General features: G+C 46.7%; 11 protein-coding genes, 1 tRNA gene and 1 pseudogene. 12 read left to right on the top strand and 1 reads right to left on the bottom strand.

Annotated elements, in window-relative coordinates:
• Positions 1-41: 41 nt before the first annotated feature.
• From JT31_RS06895 to JT31_RS06845, 10 genes and pseudogenes are all read left to right on the top strand, one after another.
• On the top strand, positions 42-1,475 hold the full coding sequence (locus JT31_RS06895; RefSeq protein ID WP_038474932.1) for an amino acid permease: 1,434 nt from the start codon (positions 42-44) through the stop codon (positions 1,473-1,475).
• 39 nt (positions 1,476-1,514) lie between these two features.
• On the top strand, positions 1,515-2,573 hold the full coding sequence (gene ygjJ / locus JT31_RS06890; protein ID WP_038482882.1) for a protein YgjJ: 1,059 nt from the start codon (positions 1,515-1,517) through the stop codon (positions 2,571-2,573).
• 17 nt (positions 2,574-2,590) lie between these two features.
• The gene (ygjK, locus tag JT31_RS06885; protein ID WP_038474930.1) at positions 2,591-4,954 is read left to right on the top strand and encodes an alpha-glucosidase; all 2,364 of its coding nucleotides are present in this window, start codon (positions 2,591-2,593) and stop codon (positions 4,952-4,954) included.
• A gap of 348 nt (positions 4,955-5,302) precedes the next feature.
• Entirely contained in the window at positions 5,303-7,687 is a 2,385-nt protein-coding gene (locus tag JT31_RS23975; RefSeq protein ID WP_038474928.1) for an AAA family ATPase, read from the top strand.
• Between the two features lie 18 nt (positions 7,688-7,705).
• Complete coding sequence (locus tag JT31_RS23970; protein ID WP_200882455.1) at positions 7,706-8,125, top strand: GTPase; 420 nt, start codon at positions 7,706-7,708, stop codon at positions 8,123-8,125.
• Between the two features lie 11 nt (positions 8,126-8,136).
• A complete protein-coding gene (locus JT31_RS06870) occupies positions 8,137-9,414 on the top strand; it encodes a LeoA/HP0731 family dynamin-like GTPase (protein ID WP_200882454.1) in 1,278 nt (425 codons plus the stop codon).
• A gap of 432 nt (positions 9,415-9,846) precedes the next feature.
• On the top strand, positions 9,847-10,227 hold the full coding sequence (locus JT31_RS06865; protein WP_038474923.1) for a DUF4354 family protein: 381 nt from the start codon (positions 9,847-9,849) through the stop codon (positions 10,225-10,227).
• Between the two features lie 49 nt (positions 10,228-10,276).
• Complete coding sequence (locus JT31_RS06860; protein ID WP_038474921.1) at positions 10,277-11,173, top strand: cation diffusion facilitator family transporter; 897 nt, start codon at positions 10,277-10,279, stop codon at positions 11,171-11,173.
• An 843-nt stretch (positions 11,174-12,016) separates the two neighbouring features.
• Positions 12,017-13,735 carry an ABC transporter permease gene (locus JT31_RS06850; protein ID WP_038474917.1) on the top strand — a complete coding sequence of 573 codons (1,719 nt, stop codon included), beginning with the start codon at positions 12,017-12,019 and terminating at the stop codon, positions 13,733-13,735.
• A 155-nt stretch (positions 13,736-13,890) separates the two neighbouring features.
• Positions 13,891-14,550 (top strand): annotated as a pseudogene (locus JT31_RS06845) (ABC transporter ATP-binding protein); the annotation flags it as partial.
• A gap of 329 nt (positions 14,551-14,879) precedes the next feature.
• Here the strand turns inward: JT31_RS06845 and JT31_RS06840 are convergent.
• Positions 14,880-14,956: transfer RNA gene (locus tag JT31_RS06840), tRNA-Arg, on the bottom strand.
• Positions 14,957-15,151: 195 nt separating this feature from the next.
• Here JT31_RS06840 and folD point away from each other — a divergent pair.
• Both folD and ybcJ read left to right on the top strand, forming a co-directional pair.
• Positions 15,152-16,018 (top strand): bifunctional methylenetetrahydrofolate dehydrogenase/methenyltetrahydrofolate cyclohydrolase FolD, encoded by an 867-nt coding sequence (folD, locus tag JT31_RS06835; RefSeq protein ID WP_038474912.1) that lies wholly within the window; start codon positions 15,152-15,154, stop codon positions 16,016-16,018.
• A 2-nt stretch (positions 16,019-16,020) separates the two neighbouring features.
• Positions 16,021-16,233: a ribosome-associated protein YbcJ gene (gene ybcJ, locus JT31_RS06830; RefSeq protein ID WP_038474910.1), complete on the top strand. Its 213-nt coding sequence runs from the start codon at positions 16,021-16,023 to the stop codon at positions 16,231-16,233.
• The last annotated feature ends 81 nt before the right edge of the window (positions 16,234-16,314 follow it).

Here is a 16,314-nt window from a genome sequence, read left to right as displayed (position 1 = left end):
CTTCGGGTTACCCACGGAAGGAAACTGCGTGGAGATGTGTTATGTCTGATACTAAACGTAATACCATCGGCAAGTTTGGCCTGCTGTCGCTGACCTTTGCCGCTGTTTACAGTTTTAATAACGTCATCAATAACAATATCGAACTTGGGTTAGCGTCGGCCCCGATGTTTTTTCTGGCTACGTTGCTCTATTTTATTCCGTTCTGTTTGATTATCGCTGAGTTTGTGTCACTGAATAAAAATTCAGAGGCCGGGGTCTACGCCTGGGTGAAAAGTGCATTGGGTGGCCGCTGGGCGTTTATTACCGCGTACACCTATTGGTTCGTTAACCTGTTCTTTTTCACTTCTTTATTGCCGCGTGTTATTGCCTATGCTTCATATGCGTTCCTCGGCTATGAATACATTCTGACGCCGATAGCCACCACGCTGCTGAGCATGGTGCTGTTTGCGCTATCAACCTGGGTGTCGACCAATGGCGCAAAAATGCTGGGGCCGATTACCTCCGTCACTTCATCTCTCATGTTGCTGCTCACGTTGTCGTATATTTTGCTCTCAGGCACCGCGCTGGTGGGCGGTATTCAGCCCGCAGACCCGATTACCGTTGAGGCCATGATCCCTGACTTTAACTGGGCATTCCTCGGTATTACGACCTGGATTTTCATGGCAGCCGGCGGCGCTGAATCCGTTGCGGTGTACGTGAATGACGTGAAGGGCGGGGCGAAATCGTTCGTTAAAGTGATAATCCTGGCGGGGATTTTTATCGGCGTTCTTTATTCGATTTCGTCGGTGCTGATTAACGTCTTTGTGAGCAGTAAAGAGCTGAAATTCACCGGCGGGTCGGTGCAGGTGTTCCACGGCATGGCGGTCTATTTCGGCCTGCCGGAAATCTTAATTAATCGCTTTGTTGGCCTGGTTTCCTTCACCGCCATGTTCGGGTCATTGCTGATGTGGACGGCGACGCCGGTCAAAATATTCTTCTCGGAAATCCCCAGCGGTATTTTTGGTCAAAAAACCGTCGAGCTGAATAAAAATGGTGTGCCTGCCCGCGCGGCGTGGATTCAATTTTTGATTGTTATTCCTCTGATGATTATCCCGATGCTGGGCTCTAATACCGTTCAGGATTTAATGAATACCATTATTAATATGACCGCGACTGCTTCAATGTTGCCGCCGTTATTCATTATGCTGGCATACCTTAATCTTCGCCGTAAATACGATCATCTGCCGCGTGATTTCAAAATGGGTTCACAGAAAACGGGTATTACGATTGTCTCTATGCTGATTGTTATTTTTACCATTGGGTTTGTCGCGTCTACATTCCCGACGGGTGGGAACATCTTGACGATCGTTTTTTATAACGTGGGGGGAATAGTGCTTTTCCTGGGCTTCGCATGGTGGAAGTACAGTAAATATATCAAAGGGCTAACGCCGGAAGAGCAAAGGGCAGAAGCAAAACCGGTCGTGCATTCTGCATGAAATAATTTTAAAACAACCATTATTGTCTTTTTAAATATGATGAAAAATAAAAAATACCTCTGCGGGGCGCTCGTTGCTCTGGCTTTTTGCACCCCCGTTCGGGCCGCTGAGATGCTGCACCCGGCGGAGCATGATGATACGAAAACACCGACGCTGAATACCACTTCATACCGTTTTTATGGCGAGTCAGGCGTTGGCGGCTATATGGATTTAGAAAACGAGGATAAACATAAATATAGTGATGGCACCTATATTGAAGGTGGCCTGGAAATTAAGCATGGGCCATGGTTTGGCTTAATTTACGGCGAAGGCTGGACGGTGCAGGCGGATAATCAGGGTAACGCCTGGGTGCCCGATCACAGCTGGGGCGGTTTTGAAGGCGGTATTAACCGTTTCTACGGCGGCTATAAAACCGCTGACAGCACGGAAATTATGCTCAGCGTACGGCAGGATTCCTCGCTGGATGACCTGCAGTGGTGGGCGGATTTTACCCCGGACCTGGGCTATGTGATCCCCAATACCCGTGATATTCAGTACGCGCTAAAAGTGCAGAATCTGCACGGCAGTTTCCGCTACAGCGTTACCGCCACGCCCGCGGGACATCACAACGAAAGCAAGTCCTGGCTGCACTTTGGCAAATATGACCGTTATGACGACAAATACACCTACCCGGCGATGGTCAACGGCTACATTCAGTACGATATCGCCAAAGATATTACCTGGCTGAATGGGATGGAAGTGACTGACGGCACGGGCGAAATGTTCCTGACCGGCTTTTTATCACCGAATTTTGGCGCGCGTGCCTGGCACCACACCGGGCGGGCGAAGGGGCTGGGAACGCCCGGAACCGAAACGGGCTTTATGGCTAGCGCCATGTATGAAGCTTTCAAAGGCTTTTATCTCTCCACCGCCTACAGCTATGCCAGGCATCGCCCGGACCGCGCCGCCGATGAAACCACCGCTTTTGTGCAGTTCGGCATTTGGTATGAATACGGCAATGGCCGCTTCGCTACCGCCGCAGATAGCCGATTTTACACGCAGAATGCCTCTGGCGACCCGAGCGACAAAATTTTCCTGATGCAATATTTCTACTGGTAAGAAGGGATATAACAACCATGAATATGACTTCCACCCTGACGCCGCTCGCCTGTGCGCTGCTGCTGAGCTTTTCCGCCCACGCCGTCACGGCCGACGATTTCAAAAATGTGGTTAACCGCACCGGCGCGCCGCAGTACATGCAGGATTTTGATTACGACGATCATCAGCGTTTTAACCCGTTCTTTGATCTCGGCGCGTGGCATGGGCATTTGCTGCCTGACGGCCCGGCAACGATGGGCGGTTTCCCCGGCCCGGCGCTGCTGACGGAAGAGTACATCAACTTTATGTCGACCAATTTTGACCGTCTGACGGTGTACCAGAACGGTAAAAAACTGGCTTTCACGATGCAGGCGTACAGCATTCCCGGCGCGTTAATCCAGAAGCTCTCCGCGCCCGGCGTGCAGGTTGAGATGACGCTACGTTTTGCCAGCCCGCACACCTCACTGCTGGAAACCAAAATCACCAGCAGCACGCCGCTGAAGCTGGTGTGGGACGGAGAGCTGCTGGAAAAGCTTGAGGCCAAAGAGGGGAAAGCGCTGTCGGATAAAACCATCGACGCGGCGTTTCCTGATTATCAACGCCGCCTGAAGGCGACTCATGATGGCCTGACGGTGACTTTTGGCAAGGTGCGCGCCGACTCCGCGCTGATGACCTCCGGTGAATCGCAGTACCAGATTCACCGTTCGATGACGACGAACACTGAAATTGATGGCCACCGTTTTACCAGCACCGCGCAAATTAACGGCTCCACTACGCTGTACACCACCTATTCACACCTGCTGACCGCCGAACAGGTACAGCATGAGAAAACGCAGATTCGAGATATTCTGGCGCGTCCGGCCTCTTACCTGAAAGCTTCCGAACAGCGCTGGGAAGGATATCTGCAAAAAGGGCTGACTAATCCGGATGCCACCGCAGAACAAACTCGCGTGGCGGTAAAAGCCATTGAAACGCTGAACGGTAACTGGCGTGCGCCGGGCGGGGCGGTGCAGCACAACACCGTTACGCCATCGGTCACCGGGCGCTGGTTCTCCGGTAACCAGACCTGGCCGTGGGATACCTGGAAACAGGCTTACGCGATGGCGCATTTCAACCCGGAAATAGCCAAAGAGAACATCCGCGCCGTGTTCTCCTGGCAAATTAAGCCTGGTGATAAGGTTCGCCCGCAGGACACCGGGTTCGTCCCGGACTTGATTGCCTGGAACCTCAGCCCGGAGCGCGGCGGTGACGGCAGCAACTGGAACGAACGTAATACCAAGCCGAGCCTGGCCGCATGGGCGGTGATGGAGGTGTACAACGTCACCCAGGACAAAGCCTGGCTCCAGGAGATGTACCCGAAGCTGGTGGCCTATCACGATTGGTGGTTGCGCAACCGCGACCATAACGGCAATGGCGTGCCGGAATACGGTGCCACGCGCGATAAAGCGCACAATACTGCCGGCGGAGCGATGCTGTTTACCCTGAAAAAAGGGACGCAGCAGGAGATGCTTTCCGGCCTGAAGGCTTATGAAAGCGTGACGGCAAAAGGCGATTACGACAGCCTTGAAATCCCGGCCCAAACTGCGGCGTCGTGGGAGTCCGGGCGCGATGATGCGGCGGTATTTGGCTTTATCGATAAAGATCAGCTGGATAATTACGTCGCGAACGGCGGTAAGCGCGGCGACTGGACGGTGAAATTTGCTGAAAACCGCGATCGGCAGGGCAATTTGCTCGGTTACTCGCTGCTGCAGGAATCGGTTGACCAGGCCAGCTACATGTACAGCGATAACCATTATCTGGCGGAGATGGCGGGTATTTTAGGCAAGCCGGAAGACGCCAGGCGCTATCAGGCGCTGGCACAGAAACTCGCGGATTATATTAATACCTGCATGTTCGACCCGCAGACGAAATTCTATTACGACATCCGTATTGAAGCTCAACCACTGGCGAACGGCTGTGCCGGTAAGCCGATTGTTGAACGAGGTAAAGGACCGGAAGGCTGGTCACCGCTGTTTAACGGTGCAGCAACGCAGCAGCATGCTGACGGTGTTATCTCAGTGATGCTGGATAAAAAGGAGTTCAACACCTTTGTGCCACTCGGTACGGCGGCGTTAACCAACCCGGCGTTTGGCCCGGATATTTACTGGCGCGGGCGTGTCTGGGTCGATCAGCTGTGGTTTGGCTTGAAAGGCATGGCGCGTTACGGCCATCGCGAAGAGGCGCTTAAACTGGCGGATGCATTCTTTAAACACGCCAAAGGCTTAACCTCCGATGGCCCAATTCAGGAAAACTATAATCCGCTGACTGGCGCCCAGCAGGGAGCACCAAACTTCTCCTGGAGTGCGGCACATTTATATATGTTATATAACGAGTTTTTCCGTAACCTTAGCGTTAAAGCCTGATGGTGACCGCGCCATCAGGCGAATTCCAGGCTTTGCCGTCTCAACCTATTGTATATTTAGTGCCCCGTATCCCTCATAAACGCTGCGATATTTTGAAATAAACACCACCTGCTTGATTCAAAAATACTCTGTAAAGTAATCGGCCTAACTGCCGATGTATTCAAGCAGAACGCTCCAACACTTTCCGAACTGAATAACAAAACGACTTATTCTCAGCCGCCGGTTTTGGAGCCTCCTACTTCTTTTTTTTGAAAAAAATTGATCTCCATATAAACAACCTCCTGTAAAGAGATTGTAAGCTTATACACTGCACAGTTAATTAAAAAATAACCAAACGAAAGGTCTTAAATGAGTGAACTATCCAATGAAACCTATGAGCTCATCCAAAATAAAATTCAAAGTGTTATCCAGAGATTATCGGAGCAGCAGCGCGAAGGTCGTTTAGCAAAAGACATTTCTGGGGCGATGGAAAACTTAGCACAGCTCAATAATCAGATACAGGCTGAACTGGAAAAGTTAAAAGCAAGCAGTGAATGGAAACGCTTTACCATCGCTTTTTATGGCGAAACCAATGCGGGTAAATCCACTTTGATTGAAGCACTACGCTTGCAACTGGGTGAAAAGACCAAGCAGGAAAGCCAGCGCAGGTTTAAAGAAATTCAGCAACGGTTCGGTCTAACCCAGGAAGCATTTGACGAAGTGCGACGTGTGATTATGGATACGGAACGGGCTATTGAGGTGGTTCGTCAAGAGCTTGCTGGGTTGTCGAAAAAATATGCTGTACCGATCATGCAGGCAGAGTTGGCCGTTAGCCAGGAAGAGGAAAATGCCGTGCAGGAATCTGCAGTATTAGACCTGCAGCATAACAAGGCTATAAGCGATCTTATGTTAGAAATTTCCAGGCTAAATGAGCTGCTGGAAAAAGTTAAAGCCGAGCGAAAATGGTGGCAAAAAATTATCGCACGGTTTTCAACATCCCCATCCCCCGAAGAAAAACAGTTCGCAGAAATAACGCAGCATTTTTCAAAAACAGAAAAACAGCAAGAAATTGAAAAGAAAGAACTTATTGATCATCATCACGGACTGATACAGCAGGCATCTACCGCCCTGGCTGAACTTCAGACACAAAAACAACATGAACACAATCAAGTTGCTGAAAGAGAACAAGAATTACAGGAAGCGCTGCGAAAAGCTGAGGATGAAAGAAGCCGTTTAGATAATGAAGTATTAAAACTAACCGAATTTGCCGACGGGCAGATCATTGGTGATGGTCGTTCTGATTTTACCCGCGTGAATACCTCTTTTGATTTTGATTTGAATGGACATTCATTTTCTTTAATCGATGTTCCTGGCATCGAAGGCGATGAAGCTGTTGTCAGCGCTCCGATTGAAGAAGCAGTACGTAAGGCCCACGCTGTGTTTTATGTAACTCGTACAGCCCGCCCACCGCAGACGAACGATGATAGCCCAGGAAGTGCACAAGGAACTTTGGAGAAAATCAAAAAGCATTTGGGGGCGCAAAGCGAAGTGTGGTCGATATACAATCATCCAGCCAGGAGCCCACGCCAGTTGACTTTGCCTGTATTGAATAACGACATCGTTAACGGTTTGGCGGCAATGGATGAAAAACTAAAAGCAGAATTGAAAGAACAATACTGCGGAAGTTTGGCTATTAGTGCGCACCCCGCTTACCTTGCGCTCACGGAATGCGTTGCACCCGGTAGTAAAGATGCTGCCGATCAGCGAAAGTTTTTAGATCAATTTGGTGGCCCTGAGGCTATTTTATCGTTAAGTGGTTTAACAGATTTCATCACTCGCCTGCAAACAACAATTATTAGTAACTATCGAGATAAAATAAAACGATCAAATAAAAATAAAGCCTATGAAACATTAAGAAATTCTTTGGATGAATTTAGGGCGCCGCAAACCCATTTTTCCGAGCTGGAAAAAAATGTAAAGAGCGAAGTACTCCATGCTCAATCACAAATAAATATTAGCCTGGAAGAATTCATTGGCAGCCTTGATATTGTAGGTGGCAAAATTCGCCGTGCTTTTCGCGATCGGGTACAAAAAGAAATTTATGATGAGATTGAAAGTAACATAAGCAATGATGAATTTAAACGATCTTTCAATCAGACGCTTGAGCTGAATGCTGAAAACATTAAAAATAATTTGAAGAAATCAATTGATAAAGAAGCTGACGCGCTTGGTGAAAAAATTAGAGGTATTATTACTCGTTCAAGTCAACATTTGAAAAATATTGTCACTGCTCAAAATAATAACTTTGATTTGCAAAGTAACTTTAAAATAAACATTAATGTTGATAACGGGCTTAAAGTTGGTGGGTTGGTTGCTGGCGGTATCGGCGCCGCGCTTGGCGTTGTTTTCCTGGCGAGTAATCCCGTGGGCTGGACAGTTGCATTTGTTGGCGGCGTTCTGGCCCTGTTGGGTTCTTTGGTCGGAATAGCTAAATCTGTTTGGGGTGTTTTTGATTCTAACTACAAAAAGGCCCAACAGAAAAAAGAAGCAGATAAAGTCCTGCGTGAGGCAGATAATACCATTGAAAAAGAAATCAATAAAATCATCGCTAAAATTAAATATGAAGTTTCCGTAGAAATGAAAAAAATAAAACATCAACTAGAAGAACCGGTTAAGCAATGTATTGCCATTAATGCTTTATTTAACCAGGTTGATGTTGAATTAACCGCCATAGCCCGTGATATTAAATATTAGGCTGGAAAAGGAATTATTATGAGTAATACTGTAGCTGAATTTAAACATCAGCAGGAGAAAACCCGCCAGGCACTGCAAAAGCTAGCGGCGTTTATTGAAAAAGGCCGTATCTTCGGCTTGAAGCCGGATCCAACTCAGATGGAAAAACTGGCCACGGCTCTGAAGACTTCTGAAGATGGGATCTTAAAAGTTGCCCTGATTGGCGGCTTTTCCGAAGGAAAAACATCCATTGCCGCAGCCTGGCTGGAGCGGTTAAACGGCAGTATGAACATTAGCCAACAAGAATCATCCAACGAAGTGCAGGTATATCGTTTGGATGATGACATTGAGTTAATTGATACACCTGGACTATTTGGCTTTAAGGAGCAGGTAAATAGCGAAGGTGAAATTGAAAAATATAAAGAAACTACAAAAAATATGTCAGTGAAGCACATTTAGTGCTCTATGTCATGAACTCGGTTAATCCAGTCAAGGAAAGTCATCAGGATGACTTAGCTTGGCTCTTCCGTGATTTAAATTTATTGCCAAGAACGGTTTTTGTTTTAAGTCGATTTGATGAAGTCGCTGATATAGAAGATGACTGGGATTATCGTGAAAAACTGAAAATAAAAAAAGATAACGTTATTAGCCGGTTGAAAACCTTAATCAATCTGACCGGGCGAGAGGCAGAATATATAAAAATTGTTGCTATATCAGCCAATCCATTTGGTGAGGGCACATCTTACTGGCTGGAGCATTTAGATGAATTTAAGAAAATATCACGTATTGCCACTTTACAAGATGCCACTCGCCAAAACATCACACAAAACGGCGGGGTAACGCCGATTGTATTGGAAGCACAGAAAAGTATGATCCAGGATGTATTGGGTAAACAAATGCCTTTAGTACGGCAACGACAAAATTTATTAGACAGTGAGTTGACCCAGTTATCTGATACAGCCAAACATCTGAACGAAGAACTTGCGCCGATGGAAATTAAAATTGCCAATGTTCGCGTGGGATTAATGGATTTTGTCAGTGATTATTTCACTTCACTCATCCGCCAGGTCAAAGGTACGGACTTAACAACCTTTAACGATTTTTATGACAGTGAAATTGGTACAGACGGCATTTTATTGAATACCGAAATTGAAAAGGAATTTAGTCGTCAGTGCCAATCTGTTTCCAGCAGTTTAAATCGCATCAGCCTGGATTTTGACAATGAAATTACCCGCTTTGAAACATCTGTAGGCGCTGATTTAGCCGCTAAAGGTATTTCCAGTCTGAAAAATATTAAATTAAATAATACCCATATTTTAGCTGCTCGCGACGGTATAGTTTCTGCTGGCAAAATGGTGGGCGTAGATTTAGCCAAGTACTTGAAATTCAAGCCATGGGGAGCTGTTAATTTTGCTGCTAAAGCTAATGCTATATTTGCAGCAGCAGGTCTCATTATGGAGGCTTTTGATAGTTATAAAAAAGCTAAGGCTGAAGCCGAATTCCGTGAGGTAGTGGCACAAATTGTTTCAATACTAGACGAGCAACGAAAAGGCTTACTGGACTCTTTAAATCAGGATGATTTTATTAATCAGCTTTTTCCTATATATAAAAAATTGCAAGAAAGCCTCGGCATTGTTTTACAGGCGAACGAAGAGACCACCAGCCGTAAGAAATCGTTTGATGAGTGGCAGCGTGAAGGGGCTCTTATTGAAGGGGAGTATCGTATCATCGCCGAAAATCACGCTTAATTTTTCTCGCAGATAATAGATAATGCCGTCAGAAACTTTTCTGATGGCATTAATAATCCCCTCAAAAGCCTCCAGATACCACTTGATTTGGGAATAACTGTGTTGACTTAGAAATGGTCCCTACAGGATTCGAATGCATCAAGTACTGATTTGTTTTATATAAAAAAATCCTGTGCGATAAAATTTGTATCAACAGGTAAATTTTTTAGAAAATACAGTCTGTTATCGCTTGGCTAGTGCGTCAGGATAATTTCTGGCACTGATGCCATTCATTTTTTTTCAATCAGGTTGAGCCCTGCATTGATTTTGGGCCAGGGTCAGTATCATATCGACGGTAATTTACGGGAGGTTTAGGTTAGGGGAACTACTCTTGAGGCTGGGCTGCGGTATCCGCAGTGACTGAGATGTTAACCCTAAAGAAAGGATTTTACGATGAAGGTACTTACTCTTGTTTCATCTCTGGCGTTGGCTGGTTTTTGTTTTTCCGCGGTAGCTGAAACACCTGCAAACATTGCCGTTTATGCTACGCATAAATCCACCGGTTCTATGTCCGTGGGTGGGAAAAGTGCTTATACCAACACCTTTGAAGTGATGGTTGCAAACGTCTCTGATAAAGACATTGATCTCTCGAAGGTGTGTCTGAAAGCAACCGCTCCAGACCACAAAGAATTTGCATTGGACACCGTAGATGAAGCTTTGTCTAAAGGCTCGTTAAGGGCAGGTAAAATGGTTAAAGGTATTGCTGTTTTCGCCTCCGAAGATGCGAAAGTTAATGACGCGTTGCTGATTACCCTTTCCGCTGAATGCAAGTAATCGTTACAGGCAGCCCATTCGGGCTGCTACCTTGTGGTGATTAAAGATTATGAATGGAAATAACTATAGGTCTCATTTTCGTGCGTCTGAAACAAAAAAATGCACGCTGGTCAGTATTTTCCTCAATTCTTTCTTATCTATATTTCAAATTATAGCTGGTGTTTTATCAGGTTCGCAGGGACTCATTGCAGATGGGATTCATTCTCTTTCAGATCTCTCTTCTGATTTTGTCGTTTTAATTGCTAATAAGAAAGGCCAGAAGGGGTGTGATGACGACCATCACTACGGCCATTTGCGCTTTGAAAACGGCGGAAAGCTCATTATCGGGGCGATTCTTCTTTTAGTTGGTTTGGGGATGGTCTGGTCAGCTGGGGGAAATCTTCTTCATAACAGCTTGCCTCAGGAGATAAAACCTTTAGCGATATGGGTAGCTATCATCGCGCTGGTGATTAAAGAGACGCTTTTCCGCTATATGCTGTTTGTTGGTAAACGTATCCAGTCTTCTTTGCTGATTGCAAATGCCTGGCATGCTCGATCCGATGCGGCCTCTTCAGTCATTGTGGCGATTGGGATTATCGGGAATATGCTGGGATATCATATGATGGATTCGATTGCTGCTTTGATTGTCGGCCTCTTTATTACCCGGATGGGCTACCACTTTTCCTCAGACGCTCTTCAGGATTTAATGGATCGTTCTGTTGACGCTGATTTAGAACATCAAATAAGAGTTTGCCTGTTGTCTACGGCAGGTGTGGCAGGGGTCCATGATTTGAAAACACGCAAAATGGGCGACTACGCTCTGATTGATGTTCACCTTGAAGTCAACGGAGATCTTTCTATCCGCGAAGGCCATGAAATCGCTACAGAAGCCAGAAATAGGGTGATGGCCGTTTTTGATGTACTTAATGTCATGGTTCATATTGACCCCGGAGATAGCGGCCGTTAGTAAATATTATGTAACCGTGGAGGTATTTATTTTACCATTTGAAGTGTATTACTTTAAAAATTTCTTTATTACACAACTTGCGGTTATTTTTATTGTTTTGACATATTCGTTATTATCTTGACATAGCTAAACAGTTCCTAACTGAAACTTGTTTTTGGGTTTCCCACAGAGAGGTTGTGGCTATAATAAGCTGTCCTTCAAAAAGGAGCTGCCAGCCGGATAATGCTCTGGAAGAGATAAAGAGTCGGCTAGTGAATAATCAAGTAATAGCCCGCACATTTTCAGTAAAAATCAACAGGAGAAGATCTATGACTTGTAATATTTCTGATGAACCTCCATCGAGAGAGGAACATATGGGCTGACTATCTACATTGTAACTCAGTGTATTCAATGGAGACGGTCTGTGCAGTTGCCATGAAACTGCCGATGATTGGTTATTCATTATATGCACTCAGTTTGAGGTGTAGTATGTCGCTACTTACAAAGCGCTACATGTTTTATATCGATGCTAAAAGCACTATCATTTTTTCAATGTTGGCAGACACTGCTCGGCCGATATCTCCCACATTTCAAAGACCCTTCTATAAAAAACTTGCTGCATGGAAAGAATTTTTCAGCAAGCTCAAACTGAAACTGAAACAAAAAAGACAAAGTGCCGTTGAGGATAACATCAACACACTATTACCATAACTCGTAATCAGCTTTAGCGGCGAGAGTATTTCTGACCACTGATTTTTAGTTGCTAAGGCTTTTTAGGATTTATTAAATCTAATATTATCTTATTGGCTCGTACTCAACGAGGGTAACCTCATGCGTGCGCGCTAATAAGTGGAGTTTCCTATTATGCATGTTTTAACAAAACACATAAGCAAGAAGACTTCTGTTGTGAACGATTTGATTGTTGGCTTTATTATAGCAGCCTGCATTATTTTGTTCATTTATGGTTGGCAGGGAATGCACACCCCTTTTAACGGGTACTCTTTACCAGATGTTAATCTGGATTATCATTTGCTCCCCTATTATACATTGCGTACAACTATGCGATTGCTTATAGGGCTTTTTTATTCAATGCTCTTTTCGATAGTGTTTGCTGTATTAGCCGCAAAATATGCTCCTATGAGGCGAGTTATTTTGCCTTTCGTGAATTTTATGGAGTCAGTTCCTTTAGTTGGTTTTCTGACATTTACGACGGGTTTTTTCCTCGGACTTTATCCTCACAGCGTGATGGGGCTTGAAGGGCTGGCGATTTTCGCCGTCTTTACTGCACAAGCCTGGAATATGATGCTGACGTTATACCAGACGCTAAAAGTCGTACCTGATGAGCTATCCGAAGCCACTGAGGCTTTTGGTTATAATCCGTGGCAAAAATTCTGGCGCCTGGGATTCATCTATTCGTTCCCGGGTTTGCTGTGGAATACGATGGTCTCTCAGTCCGCGGCCTGGTTTGCGCTGGTCGCCTCAGAGATGCTTACCGTAGGGGATGGTAGCACTAATTTGCCCGGAGTAGGGTCGTATATCGGTATCGCTTTACAGAATGGCAGCCTCCACGGCGTCACCCTGGGAGTTTTAGCCCTTATTATCAATATTATCATCTTCGATCAGCTGCTATTCCGCCCGCTGGTTCGCTATGCGCATCAGTTCAAATACGAGGATGTTAGTGACAGAAAAGTACCCGGCTCATGGTTCTATCAATGCCTTAGTCAATCACATATCGGGCTGGGCTTAGGGCGCGCATGTAAACAATTGTCCATATTCTGGTTATTTGTTATGCCTAAAGCGTGGTATGGACTAAAGCTAAACCGGCTTTTTGGTTTCCTTGCACAAATGAATTGGCTATGGTCCAGCCTTTGGTATCTGGCTATCGTGGTCGGCTGCATTTATTACGGGCATCAGCTGTGGCTGTTTATTCCTAAGGAGTACCTGGCTTCACTTCCTGGCTTAATGGGGCTAACCGCCGCTCGAGTCATCGGCGCAATGGTGTTAAGCGTTATTATCTTTACGCCTCTGGGCGTATGGATTGGCCTGCGGCCAAACCTTGTGCGCTTTTTCCAGCCGATTATTCAGGTGCTGGCCGCGGTGCCTGCTAACGTCTTTTATCCATTGATAGCCTTTATGATTGTTGCCTGGCATCAGAATTTGGGCACATGGACAATTCCAATGATTATGTTGGGCACACAATGGTACGTGCTGTTTAACGTCATTGCCGGAACCTCCATGATCCCAAGTCAACTCGTGGAAGCAAGCCGGGTCTTTCATCTCCGTGGCTTACTCTGGTGGACGCGATTCACACTCCCCGCAGTGTTTCCTTACATCGTGACCGGCGTCATTTCTGCGGCCGGGGGAGCCTGGAATACCGCTATCGCTGCGGAAGTGCTGAGCTGGGGAAAAATTACCTTACAGACGCACGGACTCGGAGCCTTTATTTCTCTTGCCAGTGATGCGGGCCAAAACCCGCAGGAAGCCCTGGGCTGCCTGGCTATGTGCTTCATGGTTCTGCTGTGCATTATTTTTGTCTGGCAGCCTATGTACCGTTTTGCAGAGACGCGTTTCAAATTCGATTAATTATTAACAAATTAAAGATGTAAGGGATTATTATGAAACAATCATCAGTAGTATTAGAGATTAAGAACGTCTCAAAATCATTTAATAAAGGTCGTAAGCAAAAATCAACCGTGCTCGATAATATTAATCTGGAGATTAAAGAGAATGAAATCGTAGCTTTACTGGGGCGTTCCGGTTCAGGGAAGTCAACGCTCTTAAGAATGGTTGCCGGACTAGTAGAGCCAGATGCAGGCTCTATTGTTTGCTGCGATTTACCCATTAATGGGCCCGGCAAACATACCAGCATGGTGTTTCAGTCGTTTGCGCTCTTCCCGTGGCTAAACGTTTTCGATAGCGTGGCATTTGGGCTTCAGGCTCAGGGATTATCGACTGATGAAGTGGGGAAAAGGACAATGGACATGCTTGACCTGATAGGGCTTTCTGGGTACGAGAAAGCTTATCCAAGAGAACTGTCAGGAGGGATGCGGCAGCGTGTCGGATTCGCGCGTGCGCTAGCCGTAGAACCAGAACTTTTACTGATGGATGAACCATTCTCGGCCCTGGATATTTTTACTGGTAACAAGCTACGACAGGATCTTATTGAACTGTGGGAGAATCGTATTATCAAGACTCGCTCGATGTTACTCGTGACACACAGCGTTGAAGAAGCAGTATTGCTTTCTGATAGGGTCTGCCTGCTCGGCGGAAAAGCCAGCACAATCACTGACACCTTTAATATAGATATAGCGCGCGCTATGAGAACCAAAGATAGTATTGCGCCAATGGTGGAAAGAATTAGTGATGCGCTAAACGACAGGATAGCGTCTTGTGTATAAATTAATACTCAGAGTGGTCGGTTATATTCGTCACCGAGGTATTTAATCTATCGCACGGAAAATTTGAAAGTTGCCTGACTCTATGAGATAGAACAATTATCTCAGGCCAAAGGCAACTTTCCTTCTTTTTATAGGCTAGCCTGCCATATTCCGGAGTATGGCAGGCGATGTCTCTGGCTAATATATCGGGCCCGTACCACGGGAATATACCATCAGATATGCCAACAGATATTGCTTGATGAAGATAGACGCTGAGAGAGTTTCGATGCGCTGAAATCTGAATTTCAGGCATAAAAAAAGACATCGGTTGATGTCTGTTCACTTCGAAATGGTACGCCCTACAGGGTTCGAACCTGTGACCTACGGCTTAGAAGGCCGTTGCTCTATCCAGCTGAGCTAAGGGCGCACTGAGTAATGTCGATGTGCATTACGGCTTGATGCGGGGTGGATTATACGGTCAGCACCTCTTGAGTCAATGGCTTTTCAACCACCTGCGCGACAATTGAGCATAAACCCACATCAGTGCCTGACAGCGAGGCGCGCATCTGACAAAATAGCAGTAACCCCTTCCTTTAAGTTTACAGATGGAATTCTCTCTCTGATGGCAGCAAAGATTATTGACGGTAAAACGATTGCGCAGCAGGTACGGCTTGAAGTTGCTGAAAAAGTAAGAGCCCGAACTGCCGCAGGAAAACGTGCCCCTGGTCTGGCCGTTGTATTGGTGGGAGCGAACCCTGCATCCCAGATTTATGTTGCGAACAAACGCAAAGCCTGCGAAGAGGTTGGGTTCGTTTCCCGCTCTTACGATTTGCCAGAAACCACCAGCGAAGCGGAGCTGTTAGGGCTGATTGATGACCTGAATGCCGACGCTGAAATTGACGGTATTCTGGTGCAGCTGCCTCTGCCTGCCGGGATTGATAACGTCAAAGTTCTCGAACGTATCGACCCGGATAAAGACGTAGACGGTTTCCATCCGTATAACATTGGCCGCCTGTGCCAGCGTGCGCCGCGCCTGCGTCCGTGTACGCCACGCGGTATCGTTACGCTGCTTGAACGTTACAACATCGACACCTACGGCCTGAACGCGGTGATCATTGGTGCGTCCAACATCGTGGGCCGCCCGATGAGTATGGAGCTGCTGTTGGCCGGCTGCACCACCACCGTAACGCATCGCTTTACTAAAAACCTGCGTCAGCACGTCGAGAACGCCGACCTCGTGATTGTGGCGGTGGGCAAACCGGGCTTTATTCCGGGCGAGTGGATTAAAGAAGGCGCTATCGTGGTGGACGTCGGCATTAACCGCCTGGAAAGCGGGAAAGTGGTCGGCGACGTAATTTATGATGAAGCCGCCGCTAAAGCCTCGTATATTACGCCGGTTCCGGGTGGCGTTGGCCCAATGACCGTGGCCACCCTAATTCAGAATACCTTGCAGGCCTGCGAGGAATATCATGATGTCGATGGAGAGTAATAATGGCGACCTTCTCATTAGGTAAACACCCCCACGTTGAACTGTGCGACTTGCTCAAGCTGGAAGGCTGGTGCGAAAGCGGCGCCCAGGCAAAGGCGGTGATTGCCGAAGGCCTCGTGAAGGTGGACGGTGAAGTTGAAACCCGCAAGCGCTGCAAAATCGTTGCGGGCCAGACCGTAACCTTCGAAAGCCTGAGCATTACCGTTCAGCCTTAAGCTCGACCGGCCCTGCCCAGAGCGGAAAGGGCCGGAATCAACTCTCCCTGTCACCCCCGACGGGAGCGTTGAATGAGCCTT

The organism is Cedecea neteri (assembly GCF_000757825.1).
Classification (GTDB): domain Bacteria; phylum Pseudomonadota; class Gammaproteobacteria; order Enterobacterales; family Enterobacteriaceae; genus Cedecea; species Cedecea selenatireducens.
Note: the sequence above shows the minus strand (reverse complement) of the source record. Positions and strands in the feature narration are given on the sequence as shown.